This is a genomic window from Agarivorans sp. D1326 (genome assembly GCF_056958115.1).
Map to the genome: position 1 here is coordinate 27,623 of NZ_JBTWEN010000003.1, position 22,899 is coordinate 50,521.

General features: G+C 44.0%; 17 protein-coding genes. 11 read left to right on the top strand and 6 right to left on the bottom strand.

Annotation, left to right across the window (positions count from 1 at the left end; all coding sequences use genetic code 11):
- Positions 1-6: 6 nt before the first annotated feature.
- From ACYFDN_RS06805 to ACYFDN_RS06825, 5 genes are all read left to right on the top strand, one after another.
- Positions 7-489, top strand: coding sequence for a tripartite tricarboxylate transporter TctB family protein (locus ACYFDN_RS06805; protein WP_411994452.1), 483 nt, complete (start codon positions 7-9; stop codon positions 487-489).
- Positions 490-509: 20 nt separating this feature from the next.
- A complete protein-coding gene (locus ACYFDN_RS06810) occupies positions 510-2,033 on the top strand; it encodes a tripartite tricarboxylate transporter permease (RefSeq protein WP_152780408.1) in 1,524 nt (507 codons plus the stop codon).
- A 90-nt stretch (positions 2,034-2,123) separates the two neighbouring features.
- Positions 2,124-3,374, top strand: coding sequence for a 3-oxo-tetronate kinase (gene otnK, locus ACYFDN_RS06815; protein WP_483510499.1), 1,251 nt, complete (start codon positions 2,124-2,126; stop codon positions 3,372-3,374).
- Positions 3,367-3,999, top strand: coding sequence for a 3-oxo-tetronate 4-phosphate decarboxylase (gene otnC / locus ACYFDN_RS06820; protein ID WP_483510501.1), 633 nt, complete (start codon positions 3,367-3,369; stop codon positions 3,997-3,999). The genes otnK and otnC overlap by 8 nt, the downstream gene beginning before the upstream one ends.
- A 150-nt stretch (positions 4,000-4,149) precedes the next feature.
- On the top strand, positions 4,150-5,781 hold the full coding sequence (locus ACYFDN_RS06825) for a methyl-accepting chemotaxis protein (protein WP_483510502.1): 1,632 nt from the start codon (positions 4,150-4,152) through the stop codon (positions 5,779-5,781).
- A 113-nt stretch (positions 5,782-5,894) separates the two neighbouring features.
- Here the strand turns inward: ACYFDN_RS06825 and ACYFDN_RS06830 are convergent, their stop codons facing one another.
- Entirely contained in the window at positions 5,895-7,256 is a 1,362-nt protein-coding gene (locus ACYFDN_RS06830) for an RICIN domain-containing protein (protein WP_016403943.1), read from the bottom strand.
- A gap of 239 nt (positions 7,257-7,495) precedes the next feature.
- Entirely contained in the window at positions 7,496-8,944 is a 1,449-nt protein-coding gene (aldA, locus tag ACYFDN_RS06835) for an aldehyde dehydrogenase (protein WP_152780398.1), read from the bottom strand.
- A 343-nt stretch (positions 8,945-9,287) separates the two neighbouring features.
- On the opposite strand from aldA, the gene ACYFDN_RS06840 reads away from it, so the two are divergent.
- Positions 9,288-10,067, top strand: coding sequence for an FCD domain-containing protein (locus ACYFDN_RS06840; protein ID WP_016403226.1), 780 nt, complete (start codon positions 9,288-9,290; stop codon positions 10,065-10,067).
- Between the two features lie 73 nt (positions 10,068-10,140).
- Here the strand turns inward: ACYFDN_RS06840 and ACYFDN_RS06845 are convergent, their stop codons facing one another.
- From ACYFDN_RS06845 to ACYFDN_RS06860, 4 genes are all read right to left on the bottom strand, one after another.
- Positions 10,141-11,796 carry a sugar porter family MFS transporter gene (locus ACYFDN_RS06845; RefSeq protein ID WP_483510782.1) on the bottom strand — a complete coding sequence of 552 codons (1,656 nt, stop codon included), beginning with the start codon at positions 11,794-11,796 and terminating at the stop codon, positions 10,141-10,143.
- A gap of 217 nt (positions 11,797-12,013) precedes the next feature.
- Positions 12,014-13,105: a mandelate racemase/muconate lactonizing enzyme family protein gene (locus ACYFDN_RS06850; RefSeq protein WP_221074714.1), complete on the bottom strand. Its 1,092-nt coding sequence runs from the start codon at positions 13,103-13,105 to the stop codon at positions 12,014-12,016.
- Between the two features lie 10 nt (positions 13,106-13,115).
- A complete protein-coding gene (locus tag ACYFDN_RS06855; protein ID WP_221074713.1) occupies positions 13,116-13,745 on the bottom strand; it encodes a bifunctional 4-hydroxy-2-oxoglutarate aldolase/2-dehydro-3-deoxy-phosphogluconate aldolase in 630 nt (209 codons plus the stop codon).
- 28 nt (positions 13,746-13,773) lie between these two features.
- The gene (locus tag ACYFDN_RS06860) at positions 13,774-14,703 is read right to left on the bottom strand and encodes a sugar kinase (RefSeq protein ID WP_016403222.1); all 930 of its coding nucleotides are present in this window, start codon (positions 14,701-14,703) and stop codon (positions 13,774-13,776) included.
- Positions 14,704-15,044: 341 nt separating this feature from the next.
- On the opposite strand from ACYFDN_RS06860, the gene ACYFDN_RS06865 reads away from it, so the two are divergent.
- The 5 genes from ACYFDN_RS06865 (at position 15,045) to ACYFDN_RS06885 (ending at position 22,884) form a co-directional block, all read left to right on the top strand.
- Entirely contained in the window at positions 15,045-16,517 is a 1,473-nt protein-coding gene (locus ACYFDN_RS06865) for a mannitol dehydrogenase family protein (protein WP_016403221.1), read from the top strand.
- Between the two features lie 9 nt (positions 16,518-16,526).
- The gene (locus ACYFDN_RS06870; protein ID WP_221074711.1) at positions 16,527-17,543 is read left to right on the top strand and encodes a zinc-binding alcohol dehydrogenase family protein; all 1,017 of its coding nucleotides are present in this window, start codon (positions 16,527-16,529) and stop codon (positions 17,541-17,543) included.
- A 14-nt stretch (positions 17,544-17,557) separates the two neighbouring features.
- Entirely contained in the window at positions 17,558-18,565 is a 1,008-nt protein-coding gene (locus ACYFDN_RS06875; RefSeq protein WP_483510503.1) for an Ldh family oxidoreductase, read from the top strand.
- Positions 18,566-18,877: 312 nt separating this feature from the next.
- Entirely contained in the window at positions 18,878-21,811 is a 2,934-nt protein-coding gene (locus ACYFDN_RS06880; RefSeq protein ID WP_483510504.1) for a beta-galactosidase, read from the top strand.
- 95 nt (positions 21,812-21,906) lie between these two features.
- On the top strand, positions 21,907-22,884 hold the full coding sequence (locus ACYFDN_RS06885) for a LacI family DNA-binding transcriptional regulator (protein ID WP_483510505.1): 978 nt from the start codon (positions 21,907-21,909) through the stop codon (positions 22,882-22,884).
- Positions 22,885-22,899: the final 15 nt, after the last annotated feature.

Here is a 22,899-nt window from a genome sequence, read left to right on the forward strand (position 1 = left end):
GTAACAATGCGACATTGGTTTTCAATCGGATCATTAGTGTTTTCCTTGGCCTTTACCATCTATGGGTTCAGCACTTTGGATCTTTATGATGTAAATGGAAGACCAGGTCCGGGCTACTTTCCGTTGATTATCGGTATTGGCCTCATTATTTGTACTGGAATAAACACGGTTAAAGACCTAGCAGCTGTAAAGGCTAAACAGCAACAAGCTGGAGCTGAAGGCCAACAGGAAATGGCTCAGCAGCCGACTTATGCCAAAGATACCTTAGTCATAGCTAGTTTGGTTGGCTTGCTGATTGCGGTGCTAAATAGTGCTGGAGCCATTATTGCCATGATTGTCTTTATGTTGTTGTTCTTGTGGTACTTCAATCCTGGGAAAACTAAACAAAATATTAGCTATGCGGTGCTGTTTCCTGGGGCTGTGTATTTGCTGTTTGATGTTTGGCTACAAGCGGGTTTACCCGACGGTTTGTTAAGTTACTTCTACTAGCGTAGGAAGAGGTTAGTAAGATGTTTTTAAGTGAAATGTTTGCCAATTTATCATTTGGCTTATCGGTTGCCTTTACCACCACCAATTTGTTTTTCTTGTTGGTAGGCGCATTTGTAGGAATGGTTGTGGGACTGTTCCCTGGTTTTGGTCCGGCAGCAGGTATTGCGATACTGATACCGATGACCTTTGGTTTAGATCCAACCACAGCAATTATTTTGTTGTCGGGGATTTACTATGGCTCGATGTACGGTGGCACCATTACCTCTATTTTAATTAACACTCCGGGGGAATCGGCCACGGTTGCATCAACTTTGGATGGTTACCCGTTGGCTAAGCAAGGTCGAGCTGGCCCAGCATTGGTAATGCAAGCCATTGCATCTTTTGTTGGCGGTACTATCGGCGTAGTTTTAATTTGCGGTTTCGCGCCCTTATTAGCTCAATTTGCGTCTTCATTTGGGCCGTCGGAGTACTTTTTAATCATTATGTTAGGTTTGTTATTGCTCACAACTATGATGGGAGATAACCGCCTTAATGGCATGGTGTCAGCGCTATTTGGTTTTGCTATTGCAATGGTTGGGGTTGACTCAGTAAGTGGCGCTCAGCGTTATACCTTTGGCTCGCCAGAGCTGATTGGTGGCATTTATTTTGTTCCGGTTGCTATTGGTTTGTTTGGTATAGGTGAGTTGTTGTATTGCATTTATACCGGCCAACATAAACAAGAAGTATCGCGAGTGAGCTTTTCGTTATTCTCTAAAGACTTTTGGCCAAACACCAAAGATTACTTCGAGTCTCGTTTTACTTTCTTTAGAGGCTCCATAATTGGTTTTATTGCCGGTGTATTACCAGGTTCTGGGGCCACAATTGGTTCTATTTTGGCTTACTCGGTAGAGAAAAAAGTCGCTAAAGAGCCAGAGAAGTTTGGTAAAGGCGAAATGAAAGGCTTGGTTGCGCCAGAAACCGCCAATAACGCTGCATCGGCAGGTGCTATGGTGCCGCTCATTGCATTGGGGATTCCTGGTTCGGGGGCAACCGCAGTATTGCTAGGGGCCTTAATGATGTGGGGTTTACAGCCAGGTCCAATGTTAATTGATAGTAATCCAGATTTAGTGTGGGGCCTAATTGCCAGCATGTATATGGGCAATATGGTGTTAGTCATTCTTAGTATTGTTGCTATACCACTGTTTGTTAAGTTCCTCGACATCCCTTATCGCTTAGTTGTGCCAGTGATTGTCATTCTTTGTGTGGTTGGTGCTTATGCGCTTAACAACAGCATTATTGAGACCTCAATGCTAATTGTTATGGGTATAGTTGGTTTCGGTATGAAGGTATACGGCTACTCTCCAGCTGCAACTGTTTTAGCCTTGGTGTTGGGTGGCATGGCCGAAAGCACCTTCTTACAATCGCTAATTATTAGCCAAGGTAACTTAGATATCTTTGTCCAACGACCAATCTCGTTAGTGCTGAGTTCGGTTATGTTTGCCGCAATTGGTATCTCTGGGTTCTTTAAGCTTCGTCAATGCTTAAAAGCAAAGCGTAGCGCTTAACTCACTAACTTTAGCTGTGTTACCTATCTGTAATACAGCTTTTCTTTAATTCTAACTTAGCTGCTCAAGAGGCAGTGAAGGAGCCTTGTAATGCGATTAGGCATCATTGCTGATGATTTTACCGGAGCAACCGACATCGCCAGCTTTTTGGTTGAGAATGGTTTGAGCGCGATACAATTTAGCGGCATACCTAAGCAAAATATTACAGAAGAACCCGATGCAATTGTGGTGAGCTTAAAGTCTCGCTCTTGTCCTGTAGAGCAGGCTGTTGGGAACTCCTTAGCCGCACTGGAATGGCTAAAGAATCAAGGGTGTGAACGTTTCTATTTTAAGTACTGTTCTACTTTTGATAGCACTGCAGCAGGAAATATAGGGCCGGTTACCGATGCTCTATTAGCGGCCTTAGATTTTCCATATACAATTGTTTGTCCGGCCTTGCCTGTTAATGGTCGAACAGTGATTAATGGCCAGCTATTTGTTCATCATCAGTTGCTTAACGAGTCGGGCATGCGTCATCACCCAGTGACACCTATGGTTGATTCTGATGTTGCCAGAATGATGGAGCAGCAAAGCCAAGGCAAAGCTGCGAATATTTTTTATCCCGAGTTAGCTAAAGGTAACGAATATTTAGCTGCAAAAATGGCCGAACTTGCCGATGCAGGCGCAAAATATCTAGTGTTAGATACTCTGGATGAGCAGCACTTGAACGTTATTGCTAGCGTCAGCGCCAACTTGCCTATTGTCACAGGAGGATCTGGATTAGCTGCTGGAATTGCTCACTGTTGGCCTAAAGCCTCTCACATCGGACGAAGTGTTGAGGCTTGTCCGCGGCCTTCTTCGGCGGTGGTGTTATCGGGCTCTTGTTCAGACATGACTAATCAGCAAGTGGCGTTATACCAAGCTAAAGCAGCCTCTCATGCCCTAGATATTGAACGTTGTTTTAATCAGCCAGACTATCCAGAAGAGTTAGCGCAATGGGTGTTGGATAACCAGCGTACCTATGCCCCAATGATTTACGCCACGGCTGATCGTCAAGCTCTTTCAAAGGTACAGCAGCAGTATGGTGAACAGCAAGCTAGCCAAGCTATCGAGCGTTTTTTTGCACAGGTGTCAGTGTTATTGGCAGACAAAGGAGTGCAAAACTTTATTGTGGCTGGGGGAGAAACCTCTGGTGCGGTTACCCAAGCTCTAAAGGTGAATGGTTTGCGTATTGGTCCTCAAATAGCGCCTGGCGTACCTTGGGTTAGAGCTTTAGATAAAACCCTATATTTGGCGCTAAAGTCTGGCAACTTTGGTGATCCGCATTTTTTTGCTAAAGCACAGGAGCTGATCCATGAATGAACATCAACAGCGTAAACAACTTTGTGAACTCGCAAAATCTATGTTTGATAGGGGCTACGCCACTGGAGGTGCCGGTAATATTTCTGTTCAGCTAGCTAATGGAATGTTTCTGGCTACCCCTACGGGCTCTAGCTTTGGAAGGTTGGAGCCCGATACCCTTTCCTTAATTAGTCAATCAGGTGAGCACATTAGCGGAGATAAGCCCTCTAAAGAAGTAAGTTTTCACTTGGCTATATATAAAAATCGACCAAGTTGTAAGGCGATTGTGCATTTACATTCAACTTATTTGACCGCGTTATCGAGCTTAAAGAACTTGAATACTGACAACGCTATTAGGGCCTTTACACCCTATTACGTTATGCGAGTTGGCCAGCTTCCTGTAGTGCCCTATTACAACCCTGGTGATCCGATGATTGCTACTGAGTTAGCTGCGTTAGCACCCAAACATCGCGCCTACCTATTAGCGAATCACGGGCCGGTAGTCACTGGTATTGATTTACTGGACGCGGTTGATAATGCAGAAGAGCTAGAGGAAACAGCAAAATTAACCTTGTTGTTAAAAGATAACGACGTGGCTTATATTTCTGATGACAATCTTCAAATATTGGCCAACAAAGGAATTTAAACCAAACTACAATTAAGAGCTAGAACAATTTAGCCCTCAAAGGCTGTAAGCGCCAAGTGGTGCTTGCAGCGCCTTTTGGACGTGGTACTTGCTCAATGCGCTTCCTATCGCTAATTCAAGCTACCACGGTTTTTTGATCAAGGAAGACCGATGAATATTAATAGCAGTTTAAGAAAAAAGTACACTTTAGTGTTTGTTTTTCAGGCTTTGTTTTTCGTGTTAGTGGCTGGTTACTTTTATTATGCAACGCTTTTTTTAGATCAAAAGCTGCAGGATTTTTCTAGGGTATACAGTCCTAGCATTGCGGCTGTTACAGCTGCAGACAGAGATCTATATCAAGCACGTTTAGCAGAAGCGTTATTATTTCAAGGTGAGTTAAGTCCCTCCAAATTTGAATCTTTAAATAAAGACTCCATTAAAAATGCTCAGCAAGCTTTTGATGGAATGCAAACCTTTGTAACCTTGATGAGTGAACAAAACAGCGACTTAAGTCACTTAGCATCTTTTAGGCAAGTGCATAGTGGTTGGCAAAAACAGCACGAAAAGGTCTTTTCTTTGGTAGAGCAGCAACTTAAAACGGGAAATGCGCAACAAATACCTGCTAATGAAAGCGCATTTGAGCAACTACGGGAACAATTTAAAGTAGCAGGGGATATTGTTGAAGCCTTAATGACCGAGCAGCAATCGTTGGTAGCCAACAAAGTTAGCCAGTTTAAAAAGGTCATTATCGCTATGGTTGCAATGGTGATCATTATCAGCGCTTTATGTTCTTGGTTAGTTCCTAAGTATATCTCTCAGTCGATCAAGCAAGTAACAGAGGGAATAAACTCTGTTAACTCTGGAGACGGTAATCTACAACGAAGAATAGAGTCCACACGTAAAGACGAAATTGGCCAGCTAGTAGCCGGGTTTAACGACTTTGTAGGCTCTTTGGCTCAATTGGTAAAAGGGATTAAAAATGAATCTAGTTCTTTAGACAAGCAAACCGTTTTACTAAAAAGTGAAGCAGAAAAATCTTCACAATTAAGCCAATCACAATATCAAGCCATGGAGGCTATTGTTACCGCTGTTAACCAAATGAGTGTGGCAATAAAAGAGGTAGCACTTAGTGCCAGTAATACGGCCGATGAAATGGAAACCGTGAATAAAGTGACGATAAATGGCCAGGAAACCTTAGAACAGTCGGTGCAAAAAATAGAGAGTTTATCGGATAAAATTAGCTCGGCTTCGGTAGTTATCCAAGAGTTATCTAATAACTCAGAGCAAATTGTAACGGTATTAGATGTGATTCGAGGTATTTCTGAGCAAACTAATTTACTTGCTTTAAATGCAGCGATCGAAGCAGCCCGTGCAGGAGAGCAAGGCAGGGGATTTGCTGTTGTGGCCGACGAAGTTCGAAACTTAGCCAGTAAAACCCGCCAGTCTACTGAGAATATTCAAGAGATGATTACTAATTTACAAGACGGGGTAAAACAAGCGGTAGACACGGTGGAAGACAGCGTTGTGGGTGCGCAAGCAGTGGTTAAGTTGTCTGGACGAGCGAGTAAGGCCTTGGTTGAAATATTAGGTGTTACAGAGAAGGTTCAAGATATGTCTATTCAAACCGCGGCGGCAACCGAGCAGCAAAGTATCGTGGCAGAAGACATCAATCAGAATTTGGTAGGGCTATCTGAGATGACCAGTGATTTATCCAATATCGCTAATCAACTAAACGATATTGCACTTGCTACACGAAGCACCTCGCAAAACATAGATTCTAAGGTTGAACACTTTACTGTGTAACAGCGATCGTAAAGGATTTGGTATGCAGTTGGTGGGGGCTGGCAATTTACCTACTCGAAAAAAAGCCAGTGGTATTATCACCACTGGCCAAAGGAAGGAATTGCTAAAAAATACTACTGGAATTTAAAACGTTGGTTGGTACCTCCATCACATGACCATTGTCTAAGATCTGCGCCATTAGCGCCCGAATTGTTTGCTATTTCTAAACACTTGCCGCTTTGTTTATTGCGGATTTCAAAGGTATTGCTGCCTTTATCTACAAGACTCCATACTTGGCTTGTATTGGCGTGGTTACAAACCCATTGTTGAACTTTAGCGCCGTCTGCAGAGCTGCCAGATGCTAGCTCCATACATAGTTGGCTTACTTTTGCGCTAATGCTGTATTCGTTGTTGCCTAAAGCGGTAAATTGGAAACGCTGGTTATTGTTACCGGTGTTGCATGACCACTGTTGATAGGTGCTGCCGTTCCATAATGCGCCGCTTTTCACATCTAGGCATAAGTTAGAGTGAGCCACTTGAAGGTTGGTATAACCGCTAGGTGGAGTAATGCCGCCTGTTGGCGGAGTAGTGCTGCCACCAGTAGGTTTGTAAACCCTAATCCAATCTACGTACATTTTGTTTTTATCGCCATCTGCTAGGTCTGCATCGGTGGCAATATGGCCTGCTTCAGAGCGCCAAGAATGGTCTTCGGTATCAAGAATAATGAACATTTCTTGATCCATGTTGTAACGGCTTTTATCTAGTATGGCACCGGTATAATCTTTATCTTTCATTACCACTTGGCTCCAAGCGCCTTTAGTGGTTTTTTGGCCATTAATGTAGAAGGTCACCTCAGTGGGGCTTTTCCAGTAAACGCCAAAACGATGGAAGCCTTCACGCCAGTAATTGCCCCAAGTAGGGGTATTGTGTGTTTGATCGTTAAAGTCACTGCTAATTGAGTTATCGTTGTTACGGAAGAATACGTGGAAGTTGGTTGACATGTTTTTGGCAAACCAGTCTTGGCGCGCACCGCCATACACTTCCAGAACATCAATCTCGCGCTGGTCGTTTTCACTTAGTAACCAAAAGTTAGAAGAGAGCTCTAAATTGCTTACCTTAATGTTGGCTTCTAAGAAAATTGGGTATTTCACTTTGGTTTTAGAAGTGACTACCCCAGCATTAACTTGGTTAGTGCCTTGGCGGCGAGATGCACTAATAATTAAGTTACCATCACCAACCCACGATTCATCGCTTGACCAGTAAGTGAGGCCAGGGCCTGTCCAGTTATGAAAGTAAGCGTCTTTCCATTTGCTGGTAAAGGAGCTTGGCTTACCCGAATAGTTAAAAGAGTCTGAATAGCTTTCTTGTAACTCCCAGCTTTGTCCTGGGTCTAGCTCAGCTGGAATTGGGATATTATCCCAGTCTGCCGCATAAGTACTGAGTGATAAACCTAAACCGCAGGCTAATAGTAGTGGGTGCTTAGTGAATCCTTTCATTGTTATCTCCCTGTTTAGTGTGATAACAAATATCGCACAGTTATTAACCTATTTATGCGATCTGGTCGATCAATTTATGCTCATTGTTAACCTGTTGTAAGGTGTGTGATCAAGTTATTATTTTTACTTTGTAGAAGGGTGGTTTTGGTGAGCAAGGTCTCGGAAGGGCAGATAAAAAAAGGCCTTGGTATGACTACCAAGGCAAAGTGCTAACAATTGTCAAAAGGAATTAAAAAAGATTACTGGTAGTTCAGGTAAATGGTTTTCTTCTGCAAGTATCCCTCCAAGCCGTATTTCCCATCTTCGCCGCCGATACCACTGCGTTTAAAGCCTGTATGGAAGCCATTTAATAGCTCACCATTAGGGCGATTAACATAGATTTCGCCGACCTCTAATTCGTTAACAACTTGCATTATTTTGCGCATGTCGTTGGTATATACGTAGCCAGACAAACCTAAGTCGATGTCGTTGGCATACTGTAATGCTTGCTCCAGGCTATCAATTGGCATTGCAGCTACAACTGGGCCAAACACTTCTTGTTTCATGATGTCCATTTGGTTGTTTACATCGGTAACCACGGTAGGTTCAAACCAGTAACCATTGGCAAACTCTTCGCCACTTGGTTTACCACCACCACAAGCGATGGTTGCACCTTCGGCCTTGGCCTTGCTGATCATCTCAACCAGTTTTTCCACTTCGCGAGCATTAACTTTAGGGCCAACATTAGTGCTAGCTAACATTGGGTCACCGATCTTAAGTTGCTTCACTTTAGCGATGAACTTATCCATAAACTCTGCGTAAATCGCTTTATGGATATACATGCGCTCGTTAGACGTACAAATTTGGCCACAGTTGCCAAAGCCTGAATTAACCGCGATTTCAACCACCTCGTCGATGTTGGCGTCGTCTAACACGATAAACGGCGCTTTGCCGCCAAGCTCTAGGTTTAGTGCTGTAATGTTCTCTGAAGCAGAGCGGTATAAAATAGAGCCCACTTCCGAGCTGCCGGTTAGAGTCACAAGCTTAGTAATAGGGTTGCGCACTAGCTCGTCGCCTACTTCGCCACCTAAACCTGAAACAATATTTACGACGCCTTTAGGGAAACCTACTTTAGCGATAAGTTTTGAGAACTCTAATACCGTGAGCGGAGTGTCTGCTGGTGGCATTACTACCATGGTATTGCCGGTGACTAAGGCGTTACCTAGTTTGCGTGCCGCTAGTGCTAGCGGGTAGTTCCAAGCCAGCAGGCCCACGGTTACGCCAAAAGGCACACGTTGGATCCAAATCTGTTCGTCTTGATTTTCGCTGGTTACTATCTCGCCTTCAATGCGGCGAGCTGATTCAGCAGCGTAACGCAAAAATCCAACAGAACCGGCTACTTCGCCACGTGCATCACTTAGCAGTTTGCCTTGTTCTTGGGTAATCATTTCGGCGTAACGCTCAGCGTCTGCTTCTAATTCGTCAGCTAGTGCTGCTACTAGTTCTGCACGTTTTTGTGCCGGTAATTTAGCCCAGTCTTTTTGAGCCGCTTCTGATGAGCGTAAAGCATTAGCTGCTTCTTCACGGCTCGCTTGCGGAGCATAGCCAACCAACTGTTCGTTACTTGGATTTACAACTTCAATGGTGTTGCCGGTAGCTGATTCTAACCATTCACCATTGATAAACATTTTGTGAGTAACTGTGCTCATCTAACTTCCTTTAGATTCCCAGTGGAGATAAAACTAATTTGGTAAACCAATTTCTGCATTCTACGCCATAAAGGTTAACCTTTAAAGTGATGAGGTTCACAAGTTATTCTGTCAATTTTGTAGAAATTCATTTGGTAAATGAATATTTTCTAAATTTCATGTATTTAAGGCGTGATTTATTATTAGTCGTACAATTTAGATCAAAATGAGACATCGGTAGTTGTGGTTGACTACCGATACGCGCTAAAAGGCGTTACTATTCAGGCTTCGGTCTAGAACTTACTTGAATTGATTTACCAAAAGTTAGATAGTTTCTATATTTCCCCAAAGGTTAAATGACATTATGGCTAAGATGGATACCAAGCGTCGCTACTATGATATTGGCGTGCAAATCGAGGAATTGTTGTTTTCAGGCGTGTTTAAAGCGGGTGAACGACTGCCATCAGAGCGAGAGCTAAGCGAACGATTCGAAACCAGCCGCGCAACTATCCGAGAAGCTGTAATTATGCTTGAGTTGAAAGGCTTGGTTGTGGTTCGCCAAGGTGCTGGTATTTACTTCATTGATTCTCCTGAAAAAGTTAACAAGCGTACTATATTGCCAAAAAGTGATGTAGGACCTTTTGAGTTGCTCCAAGCGCGCCAGATCATCGAAAGCAGCATTGCCGGATTTGCCGCCACTCAAATTAAGTTTAACGAGCTACGTGAACTTAAAAAGGTACTGCAACTGCAAGAAAGTGAGATAAATGGCGACAGCGAGAAGTTTGAAGCACTGGATCAGCAATTCCACAGCTTAATTGCTGAGTCGACTCAAAACCGAGTGCTGATTAACCAAGCGGTTGACATGTGGAGCACGGTACGTACCACCAACCCGCTGTGGAATGAGCTTAACCATCAGTTTTTACACGAAGAGCGTTTACAGTCGATGTGGATTAATGACCACAAACGCATTTTGTTAGCCTTGCAAAAACGCTCTCCAGAAGATGCTAAACAAGCAGTGTGGCAACATATCGAGAACAGTAAGCAAGAGTTGCTTAAGATTGCCAGCTCTGACAATAGCGATACTGATTTAGACGATTACTTCTTCGCAATGGAATTTGATAGTAACTTTACCGAAAGCCATTAATGACAATTGTTATAAGAAAAAGCCGCTAAATGAACATTTAGCGGCTTTTTTATTTGGCTTTAACAGCTAAGCGTTAGGCACTAGGTGCGTTACTGCCTACCGGGTTATCTGATACTTCTGCGCTGGTGGTTGGCTGGTTGCGCTTGTTTACCAACGTATCTTCAATCTCCTCAATGGTTTTATTCTTAGTCTCTGGCAACAGTGGCCACAGCAGTAATAGGCCTATTAAGCCAAACACTGAGTACATTAAGAAGGTATTTGCTGCACCTAGGTTGGCTAGCTGCCAAGGGAAAAACTGCTGGATTAAGTAACTGGCAACACTGGTGACCAATGCAAACAATGGGATCGCAACGCTTCGTACCGAGTTAGGGAAAATCTCCGAAAACAGTACCCACATAATTGGCCCAATAGAAATGTGGAAAGCCGCGATAAAGGCCAAAATACCCACTAAAATAACAATTGGGTTCACTGAAATAGCGGCTTCAATAATATGCCCTTCGCTTAGTCGCAGCGTATCGGCATCATAGTTACTTGCTAGCATTTCCTTAAAGCTTACATCATCAGCATATTGGCTATTTAGCTGCGCTTTAAGTGGAGTAGTATCGATTACCTCTTCTAGTTTATCGATGGTTTGTTGATTAATGCTGTAGCTGGCGTTGCTAAAGCCGTACCAACAAGTTGCATGGCTTAGTACTACCGCTAATAGCCCAAAGATAAGCAGTGGTTTTCGGCCAACTTTATCAATGAAGAAAACAGCTAATACCGTGAATACCACACTCGTTATGCCAATGTAGATAGCTTGTTGGAACGAGGCATTTAAGCCAAAACCAATTTGTTCGAACACAGTGGGAGCATAAAACAGAATTGCGTTCATACCGGTAATGCCTTGAACAACCGCCATGATAAAACCAATCGCAAAAATGGTTTTCATTGGCGACGAGAACAACAGCTTAAGTTGTTCGGTAATGCTACTGGTGTCCTGATGTTCTTTTAGGTTCTGCTCAATCTCAGCCTGTACTTCTTCGGCGCGTTGCTCTGGCAACAGTTTTAGCAGTACTTCTTTAGCTTGTTCCTGTTTGTTTTTCATCATTAACCAGCGAGGAGATTCTGGCACGCGGCAAAGTAAGATCACCCAAAGCACCGCTGGAATAAGCTCCGAAGCTAACATGGTTCGCCATACGGTATCGGGGGCAAACAATAAGGAGTTCTCGCTAACATGTAGCACTAAATAGTAGTTAATGAAGTAAGCCGCTAATAAACCAATCACAATGTTAAATTGATTCGCCGAGACGAGTTTGCCACGCTGTTTAGCTGGGGCTATTTCACCAATGTACATAGAGGCTAAAGAAAGCGAGCTAAAGGCTAGTCCGCCAATAAAGCGCGCCATGGTTAACATCATAAAGCTAGTTGCTAGAGCTGACAGCAAGGCTGAGACAACGTATAGACCAGCAATAATTATGAGGGTTTTTTTACGGCCCAGGGCGTCGGCAGTTTTGCCGGCGACTAGCAAGGCCAAAATTGCACCTAAACTTGGCGCGCCTACTACAGTGCCAATTTGCAAATCAGTGAGGGAAAACTCCGACGCGATAAAGCGCACTGTGCCGGAAATAATGGCGGCATCTAAGCCAAATACAAAGCCGCCAATAGCCACAATTAACGCATACTTGTAAGCATTCCATGTTTTTATGTCCATCTTTGTTCCTCTTAGAAGGTTATTTTCGGAAGTTATTTAAGCATGTTTGGTTAGCCAATTTGTCGATCAAGATCGACATTGGTTGATCTTTTGTGTGTATTGGTTATCAATTGTGGTGTTTTATTGATTTTTTTGTTGTTAGTAGGGGAACAGAACAGAGCAGATCAGAAGAGAGTCTAAGCTGAAGCGGGGGGAGCTATAAAACAAGCATAAAAAAACACCGCGCTAGGGCGGTGTTTAAAGAAGGGGCGATTTACACTTCGAAAGGTTTAATCTTATCCCAGTCAAACTCGACACCCACGCCTGGGGTATCTGGTGCTACAGCACGATGATCTTTAACCACCAATGGACGCTTGGTGTATTCATCAATTGGGAAGCTATGTACTTCTAACCAGCCAGAATTTGGCTGAGAAGACACTAAGCTCACATGTAATTCTTGCATGCCATGAGAACATGCCGGAATGCCATGTTGGTCGGCTAAGCGGGCGGCTTTAAGCCAGCCAGTAATACCGCCACAGTTTGAAGCATCGGGTTGCACAAAAGAAAGTTTGGCGCGCTCGAAGGCATATTCAAATTCGTGAATGGTATGTAGGTTTTCGCCCATAGCCAAAGGAATAGAAGTGGCATCGGCAATCTTGCCGTAACCTAGGTAGTCATCTGGAATGGTTGGCTCTTCAAACCAGGTAATATCGTATTGCTCTACCGCTTTAGATAAAGCAATGGCTTGCTCAACACTTAATGAGTAGTTGGCATCGATCATAAAGGTAACGTCTTTACCAATTAGCTCACGCACCGCTTTAATACGAGCAATATCTTCATTGGCATCGGCGCGACCAATTTTGATTTTTACCGCGTTGTAGCCCTTATCTAAGTAACCTTGAATATTGGCCAATAGCTTTTCGGTGGTAAATTGTAAATCGATACCGCCGCAATACGCTTTACAGCTAGAGTTTTTAGCACCAGCCATTTTCCATAAAGGTTGATTTAAACGCTTACCTTTTAGATCCCAAAGGGCAATATCTACCGAAGATATGGCAAAAGAAGCGATACCACCACGGCCTACATAGTGAATATGCCACTCCATAAAGTCGTAAATTTCGTCGATTTGGCTGGCATCTTTACCGATAAGAGCCGGTGCTAAATCGTGCTCCACCATCGCTTTAATGGCATAGCCACCTTTGCCGCCGGTATAGGTATAACCGGTACCTTCACTGCCGTCTTCTAAGGTAATGGTGGTGGTCACTAACTCAAAGTGGTCGTGATCGCCGTGTTTGGCGTCCGATAAAATCTCCGCTAAAGGAATTTTAAACAAACGCGCTGTAACTGATTTAATTGCTGTATTCATGTTTGTTCTCTTACTCGGCAAGTTGCGCCACAATGTCTTTCACTAATTGACCGATGGTATCCCATTCGCCCTTATTAATAAGTGATTTATCTACCATCCAAGTGCCACCACAGGCTAAAACGCCGGGTAATGCCAAGTATTTTTCAATGTTGTTTTGATTGATGCCACCAGTAGGCATTACTTGAATGTTGGTATATGGACCAAGTAATGACTTAAGCATGGCAATGCCGCCAGAGGCTTCTGCTGGGAAGAACTTCACTGTGTCTAAACCTAGCTCTAATGCTTGCTCTACCGTTGACGGATTATTAACGCCAGGAATAATAGCAATGTTGTGCTTCTGACAGGCTTTAACGGTATTTGGGTTTAAACCTGGAGAAACAATAAAGCTAGCACCGGCCTCTTTAGCAGCTATTACTTGTTCTTCGTTTAAGATGGTTCCTGCACCAATTAGCATATCTGGCTGTGCTTCGCGAAGTAGGCGAATTGCCTCTGCTGCCGCGTCTGAGCGGAAGGTGATTTCGGCAACTGGCAAACCATTTTTACTTAACTGTTCGCCTAGTGGCACGATGTCGCTGGCTTTATCGATAGCAATTACTGGAATTACTTTAAATTGCTTCAGCAGAGAGTTTAAATTTTCCATGTTTTTGTCCGTAATATTAAAAGTAAAATTAACTAAGGCCGATACGTTGCTCTACTTGAGCAAGAGTAGGTAGCGGCGCTACAGCGCCATAGCCAGTGATGGTGATAGAAGCAGTAGCATTAGCGTATTTAAGGCATTCTTGTAGTTCTGCGCCGCGTACATAATGGGTACAGAATGAACCAGCAAATGAGTCACCTGCGGCTGTTGCGTCTACAGCGCTTACCTTGTGGGGTTTGATGCTAAATCGCTCGTGTTGATTAGCCACAGTAGCGCCTTCTGAGCCCTGTTTTAGCACAACAATTTTGGCGCCTAACTGTAAGTAATGATCGATAATTTCATCGGCATGTGTAAGGCCGGTAAGTAGTTGTGCTTCATCAATGCTAGGGAAGCAAATGTCTACCTGGCTAATGGTTTCATTGATGATGGCTTTGGCACGATTAAGCGACCACAGCTTTAAGCGTAGGTTAGTATCGTAAGAGACCAAGGTATCGGTTTTACGCGCCAGCTCAATGGCGGCAAAAACTGCGTCACAGCTGGTGTCACTAATGGCTTGGGTAATTGCAGTCGTATGTAGCAGTTTAGCATTTGCTATCGCTTCAACGGGAAGTTGCTGCTTACTAATAAGGCTGGCTGCAGAGCCTTTTCTTAGGAATGAAAAGTGATGCCCTTCTTCATTATGAGTAATAAAATAGACGCCCGTGTGTGCACTCGCGTTACTTACTACTAAATCACTTGCTACAGATTCACGTTTCCACAGCGCTCTAAATTGCTCACCAAATTCGTCGTCCCCTAAATGGGTGATCATGCCTACGTTGGCGCCTTGACGTGCTGCTGCAATGGCGAAGTTAGAAACATCGCCACCAAAGCCGCTTAAAAAATCTGGCTCCATGGCTTTAGACTGCTTTATTTGGCTGAATTCATACATGGGTTCGCCAAAACTTAATATCTCGCTAAACATGACCTGTCCTATTTGATTGAATTAATAAGAAGGGTTAATCCCTTAATGATGTTGATGGTATGGGATGAATTTATTTTGGTCAACCAAAATGGTTTTTAGAGCCTCAACATGGATAAATTAAATCCAATCTTGGCGGGTGTGCATTAAGTTGTTGTTTTTATTGTGTTTTGTGTTTTTTTGTTGATTGTTTTTATTGATCTTAAACAATATTGGACTGCTATTTACTGTATTATTGTTAGCCATTCTCGCTGTATTGGTTTACCATTTTGTGATTATAGTCACGGCTATCTAACCGCTTTGTCGGTATAAATGCCGTATTGGTTGAACAATTGGGTGAGTGAATGGCAGCAAGTAATCAAATAAGCCAGTGTAAAGATCGGTTTAATGAAGCAACAACATACGACAGGGAACAGTTAAGCACTAAGATTGTTCACATAGGTTTTGGCGCGTTTCATCGCGGCCACCAAGCGGTATACAACGACTTAACTAACCAAGCATCTGGCGAGTTATGGGGCATTTGTGAAATTAACATGTTTGGTAGCGAAGACTTAGTTGCCAACTTAGTTGCTCAAGACTGTTTGTTTAGTGTTGTTGAAAAATCTAAAGACACCACGACTTCTCGCTTAGTTCGTACCGTTACCGAAGCTATTCATACACCTGTAAGTGGTATTGCAACGGCCATTGCTAAAATAGCCGAGCCACAAGTAGCAATAGTGTCGCTAACCATTACCGAAAAAGGTTACTGCGTTGACCCACAATCGGGTGAGCTTGATGAAGCAAACGCACTAATTAAACACGACTTAGCAAATCCGCAGCAGCCGCAATCGGCCTTAGGTTTAATTACCGAAGCGCTGCGAATTCGTCGTGACAATGGCTTAGCGCCAATTAGCGTATTGTCTTGTGACAATATTCCTGAGAATGGTCACCTAACTAAGAATGCTTTGTTGTCTTACGCTCGTAAGTTAGATAAAGAGTTGGCCAGCTGGATTGAGCAAAATGTTAGCTTCCCTAGCACTATGGTTGACCGAATTTGCCCAGCTATGACAGCCGAAGCCTTTGCCGCTATTGAAGCTGAAGTTGGTTATGCCGACCCTTGTGGCGTGGTATGTGAAGATTTCCGTCAATGGGTAGTAGAAGACAATTTTGTAGCTGGTCGCCCAGATTGGGATTTGGCCGGTGCAATGTTTGTTGCTGATGTATTGCCTTACGAAGAAATGAAACTGCGCATGTTAAATGGTAGTCACTCGTTCTTAGCATATAACGGCGCGCTTGCTGGTTACGAGTACATATACCAATGCATGCAAGATCCAGCGTTTAAAGCGGCAACGCTAAAACTGATGACTCAAGAGCAAGCTAAGTCATTAAGCCCAAGCCTTAACGTTGATTTACCAGAATACGCTGATCTATTGATAGCGCGTTTTAGTAACGCCAACGTAAAACACAAAACTGCACAGATCGCGATGGACGGCTCTCAAAAGCTTCCACAACGCGCGGTTGATCCCTTATTACACCTACAAAACGCCGGCTTAAAAGTAACTTGTTTGCCAATTCTTATCGCAGGTTGGATGCATTCAGTTATTCGCGCTGTAAAAGCGGGTGAGCAAATTGTTGACCCATTAGCCGACGAGTTTAAACAGATTGTGGAAAGCAACGGCGAAGCGCTAGACCAAGCGAAAGCCTTGTTAGCAATTAACAAAATATTTGGAACGCTTGCTAAAGATAACGCCAAGTTTAGCCAACAGGTGGTATCAGCATTTGCCTCTATCGAAGAATACGGCATTGAGTCAGTTGTAGACTCCATTGCAGCGAATTAGGAAATATCAATGAAAACATTAGTTTGTAACGAACCATTCTCAATTGAGTATGTAGAGCGAGAGAAACCGTCTTTTGCCGAAAACGAAGTACTACTGAAAGTTAAAGCAGTAGGTATTTGTGGCACCGACATTCATGCCTTTGCTGGCCGTCAGCCATTTTTTAGCTACCCGCGGGTACTTGGCCACGAAATTAGTGGTGTAGTTGAAGCCACCGGCAGTGCTTGTAGCACCGCTAAAGTAGGCGAGCGTTTCTCGGTTATTCCGTGTATTCCTTGTGGCGAATGTTCTGCTTGTGCAGAAGGTAAAACCAACTGCTGTGAGAATGTTTCTTTATATGGCGTCCACCAAGATGGCGGCTTTACAGAGTACCTAAGCGTACTTGAAAGCAACCTGGTTAAATTGCCAGAAACCGTTAGCGATAGCCAAGGTGCATTAATCGAATGTTTCGCTATTAGTGCTCATGCGGTGCGTCGCGCCGAAGTTAAAGCTGGCCAACGAGTGCTGCAAGTAGGCGCTGGACCAATCGGTTTAGCGGCAGCTGCTATTGCTAAAGCTAATGGCGCAGAAGTGGTAGTAGCAGACGTAAGTGATGAGCGCCGCGCACATGTAGAAAAAGCCTTAGGCATTAAAACCTTAAATCCTCTTGCGGAAAATTATGTTGATGACCTAAAAGCAGCCTTTGGCGGCAACTTGGCATGCACCTTATTAGACGCTACTGGGAACAAAGGCTCTATGAGCCGCAGTGTTGAGCTAATTCGCCATGGCGGCAAGATTGTATTCATCGGTTTGTACATCGGTGACTTGGTGCTAGACGACCCAACATTCCACAAAAAAGAAACCACATTATTAAGCAGTCGCAACGCCACTCGTGAAGATTTTGAGCGCGTGATTGAGTTAATGAGCAAAGGCGAAATCGACGAGAACATCATGAAAAATCGTGATTATGACTTTGACACAGTTGGTCTTTCATACCAACAAGATGTAGTGAACAACGCAACGCTTATTAAGGGCGTTATTAATTTTTAGTCGCGCAGGTAAATATGACAACAGTACACGTAAAGGAAGCCGAGTTAAAAGGACTTGCGCTTAACAAACTTATTGCCGCTGGCCTTGATGAAAACACGGCCAAGGAAGTAACCGAAGTATTAGTACATGCGGATGCTACCGGTGTTCATTCACACGGAGTTATGCGCGTAGAGCATTACTGTGAGCGTTTAGCCAAGGGTGGCTTAAACGCTAAAGCAACATTTTCAGTAGAGCAAGTATCGCCTTCGGTAGCGGTATTAGACTCTGATGATGGTATGGGCCACTCGGCGCTTATTGCTGCCACCAAACACGGCATAAACCTAGCTTCTGATACCGGCTTAGGTTTTGTAAGTGTCAAGAATACCTCGCATTGTGGGGCGCTTTCATACTTCATGGAGCAAGCCACAAATGCGGGTATGATTGCCATTGGTATGACCCAAACCGATACCTGTGTAGCACCTCATGGTGGCGCAGCGAAGTTTTTGGGAACCAACCCGATTGCCTTTGGTTTTCCGGTTGAAGGCTCAACGCCAATGATTATTGACATGGCTACAAGTGCAACCGCATACGGCAAGTTACTGCACGCCAAAGAAACCGGTAAGTCTATTGGCAAAGGTTTAGCTATTGATGCAGAGGGTAACGAAACCACCGATCCGCATAAAGTGGCTAACTTACTCCCATTTGGTGGACATAAAGGCTCTGGCATTGCGCTGGCGATTGATGCGCTAACGGGCATTTTGATGGGCGCTAATTTCGGTAACCACATTGTGAAAATGTATGGTGACTACGAAAAAATGCGTAAGTTGGCGAGCTTAGTGATAGTGATTGATCCTAAGAAACTCGGTAACCCTATGTTTGCAGTGATGATGGCTGCAATGGTGAAAGAACTACACGAAGTTCCACCGGTTCCGGGTGTTGATAAAGTGCTTGCGCCAAATGACCTTCAAGTGGCTTATCGTGCCGAGTGCGACCTTAATGGCATTCCGGTTGCGCAAGGTGTTTACGACTACCTAGTGAGCTAAGTGTTTTAAAAAAGGTAGCAATATGGTGTCGCTCTGTGTTGCTACTAGCCTAGGTGCTCTCCTGCAATGGTTCCGCGGGCACCTAGGTTTCTCCTCTTTTTATCTGTGACTAGCCCTTAGTTACGGCGCCATTCTTATTGGTATTACTTATTGTTTTTAATGACTTTTTTATTGGTATTGAGTTTTCCAAATATCGCTTTGGCTCACATTAGAACTTGAATTGGTGTGCTAATTTTGTAATCTGGTTATCCAATATTGCTTAGTGGTTGTCCAAATATTGGTTTTGGTTATCCTTTTAAGGGAGGAAATATTGTGTTGTTTAAAAAGAGCAACTTAGCAATCCTAGTATCAGTTGTATTAGCTGGGGTATCTACATCAAACGTCATTGCAGATGACACTAAGCAGTCTAGTGAAAATGCAGCCACTTCGGGTGATATGACCAGCGCGGCAACGCCGCTTGATTTCACCGAGCCAGCAGTATTAGAAAAAATTACCAATAGTCATAGTCAGTTCTCGGTGCTTAAGAAAACCGCAGAGCAAAGTAAAGATGGCTTAAAGATGAATTTTGATGCGATCTCTGAAGCCGAGGCGCAATCTAAATGGCCAAACGTAAAAATCCACTCTAAGGCAGGCCCTTGGGACTGGAATACCAAAGGCGGCTTAAAGGTAGCCCTAGAAAATCCAGGCAGTGAAGACGTTCGCATCGAAATGAAAGTGAGCGATAACATTGGCATTATGGGGTCGGCCGACAACCAAGTTGATTTACCAATTATTTTGCCAGCGGGCAAAACTACCACCGTAGACTTTTTGTTTAACGGTACACAAATGAATATCGACGGCTACCGCGGTGGTGCTAAGTTAAACCTAAAAAGCATTGCCGAAATCCAATTCTATTCAGTGGGGCCTATCGCTGCGCAAGAAGTGGTAATTCGTGACATTAACTTTATTGAACGTACCGGTGATTTTGTAAAGTCGGAAGCGCGTGAAGCGGAAGTTATTGCTGCACCTATTCCAACTCTTTTAGCGTTGTCTGATTTTGATGATGGCTCAAAAGGCATTGTTAGCAAAACTCATGGCACAACCATCACCTCAGTAAAACGTGATGAGGGTAAAGGCCTTAAAATTGATTACTCCGCAGACGCGTCTTACCCCAGCGTAACTTTTAGTGCCGATAAACCTTGGAACTGGTCAGAACATGGTGACTTTACCTTAGCCCTTGATATTGAAAATATTGGTGATGCCGGCGCACAACTATTTATTCGCGTAGACGATGACGTAAATGAGAAGCAAGGGGGTAGCGCAAATGGTGTTATCCATAGTCGTACTGGTTATGTTCAGTTGCCAGCAGGCGAAGCGGGTACTTACTACTTCACTTTAGAAGAGCTAGCTAAAACGCTTGATTCTGGAATGCGAGGCGAGCCACCGAAGAAGTCTTATCAAGCGCAAGCAATCAACTTTGGTTGGGGTGAGCAGAAGCTAGATCTAAGCAATATTGTTAGCTTCCAACTCTATATGCAAGATCTGCAAAAAGACCTGAGTTTAGTTATCGACAACATTCGCTTAGTGTCTAACTTGAGCGCCGATACCAGCCGCTATGAAGGTTTGCTGGATGAATTTGGTCAGTTTACCAATGAAGACTGGGCAGAAAAAATTCACTCAGCTGAAGAGCTACAGGCGCATGCAAAAGCCGATGTTAAGTTGATTGATTCGGCCAAACCTATGGACGACCGTACGCCATATGGTGGTTGGAAGAGTGGACCTAAACTAGAAGCGACGGGATACTTTAGAACTGAAAAAGTAGATGGAAAATGGTCTTTAGTTGACCCAAGCGGTTACCTGTATTTTGCCACAGGTTTAGACAACATTCGCATGGATGATACCTACACCACCACCGGTGTTGGCTTTACCGATTTGGTGTTGTCGGAAGATCTTAGCTTGCGTCCTAGTCAGATTTCTCAAGACAGCTATGTAGATAATCAAGATGCTCGTTCAGTGGCTTCGCAGTTACGTAACAGCATGTTTACTTGGTTACCTAGCTACCAAGATGCCTTGGCGCAAAACTATCAGTATTCCACCATGATTCACACCGGCCCGCTTGAGCATGGCGAAGTTTATAGCTTTTACAGTGCTAACTTACAGCGTAAATATGCGCCCGATTCTCGCGATGAAGCGATTGCGGTTTGGCGCGACGTAACGCTGGCTCGTATGTTGGATTGGGGTTTTACCTCGTTAGGTAACTGGGCCGATCCAAGTTTTTACGGTAATCAAAAAGTTGCGTACGTAGCAAACGGCTGGATTGTGGGCGATCACCAGCGCATTAATACCGGTAACGATTACTGGGGGCCAATGCACGATCCTTACGACCCAGAATTTGTTGAGTCTGTGAAAACAATGGCTAAGCAAGTTGCCGCTGAAGTAGAGCAAGACCCTTGGTGTATAGGCACCTTTGTGGATAACGAAATGAGCTGGGGTAACACCGAGTTTGACGCTAACCACTATGCCTTAGCGATTGCCGCTTTACGTGCTGATGCTAAAGACAGCTTTGCTAAAGCTGCGTTTGTTGGCTTGTTAGAAGCGAAATATGCGCAAGACATCCAGGCGCTGAATAAGGCATGGGGAAGCGAACTTAAATCATGGGATGAACTGGCTAAAGGCTATGTGCATCAAGGTGATTTGAACGACGCTCTTAAAGCCGATTACAGCATGTTCTTGGCTGACCACTCTGATCGCTACTTTGCGATTGTACAGCAACAGATGAAGCAGGTATTACCTAACCACCTTTACCTAGGTGCGCGTTTTACCGAGTGGGGGATCACTCCTGAAGCTGCAAATAGTGCTGCCCAATATGTAGATGTAATGAGCTACAACCTCTATGGCAACGACATGTCGAAGGGCGATTGGAGCCACCTTGCCGAGTTGGATATGCCAAGCATTATTGGTGAGTTCCACTTTGGTGCTACCGACAGCGGTATGTTCCACCCTGGTCTAGTGGCTGCCGATACCCAACAAGGGCGTGCCGAGAAGTATGCCCACTATATGGATAGTGTTATTGCTAATCCTTACTTTGTTGGTGCGCATTGGTTCCAGTACCTAGATTCGCCAACTACTGGTCGAGCTTGGGACGGAGAAAACTACAACAATGGTTTTGTCACTGTAGCTGACTCGCCCTATGAAAAACTGGTAGCAGGAGCAGCAGAAGTTAACCGTAAGCTGTATCCACAGCGTTACCCAGAGCTGGTGAAGTAGGCTCTGCTTATAGCCAAAAGACGAGCCTAGCTCGTCTTTTGTTTTATCTAAATCACTATAAAAATCATTACACTAAACGCGTAGTAAGGAAACATATGCCCACTATCATAGACGTAGCAAAAAAAGCTGGCGTGTCTGTTGCCACAGTATCGCGAATAATTAATCAAACTACCTTTGTTAGTGAAGCCAAGGTGGAAAAAGTAAATCAGGCGATAAAAGCATTAAATTTTATTCCAAATTATCATGCGCAAAATCTCACCAATAATCCCAAAATTGGTCCAGCGATGATTGTGCAATCGATACAAGATCCGCTTACCGCAACCTTGCTAAAGGCGTTGTCGGCAGAAGCGTCCAGTAACTCAATGCCGCTACACTTGGTTTCTGGTGCGCATTCAGAAGCACAAGAAATTGAGATGTTAGAAAACTACTTAAGCCTTGGAGTGCAGTCCTTATATTTTGAAAGCGTCTATATGGAAGAAGCGAGACTGGGCGAATTTATGCGTTTACATCCCGGTTTATTGGTCGCTAAACGTTACTTACCAAGCTATGCCAAACAGTGTTTGCACCTAGACATTGTTACCAGCCTTTGGCTGGCAGTAAAGCTTTTGGTAGAGCACGGTCACAAGCATATTACGGTAATGTGCGAAGCGCAGCAGTACTTCGCTATTGAGCAAGGCTTAAGCCATATCGATAGCCCATTTAAGCAAGCTAACATTACTCTTAGTCGCTTATCCCATGATCCCAACGACTGCTTGAGTAGTGATGCCTTATCATCGCCTGCTTCGGCTTTTGTTTGTTTGTCTGCTCGTTTGAGTTGGCCGGTATGGCAACAGCTAAAAGAGCAGTTGGGCTGCACTAACCCATTTGAATTTATTGGCTCATCCAATAATGCAGCAGACAGCAAAGCCAGCTATAGCACTCTCTATTACCCGGTGCAGGCAATGGCGCAGCAAGCTTTAAGCTTCTTAAGTAGCCAACAGCATGCTATTCCCAAAGTGTTTATGGCGCAGCTTCAAGAGCGTTACTCAGACCAAGAATTGGGTTATTTAAGTGATTTAGGAGCAACCGCTTAATGCTAGAACAGCAAG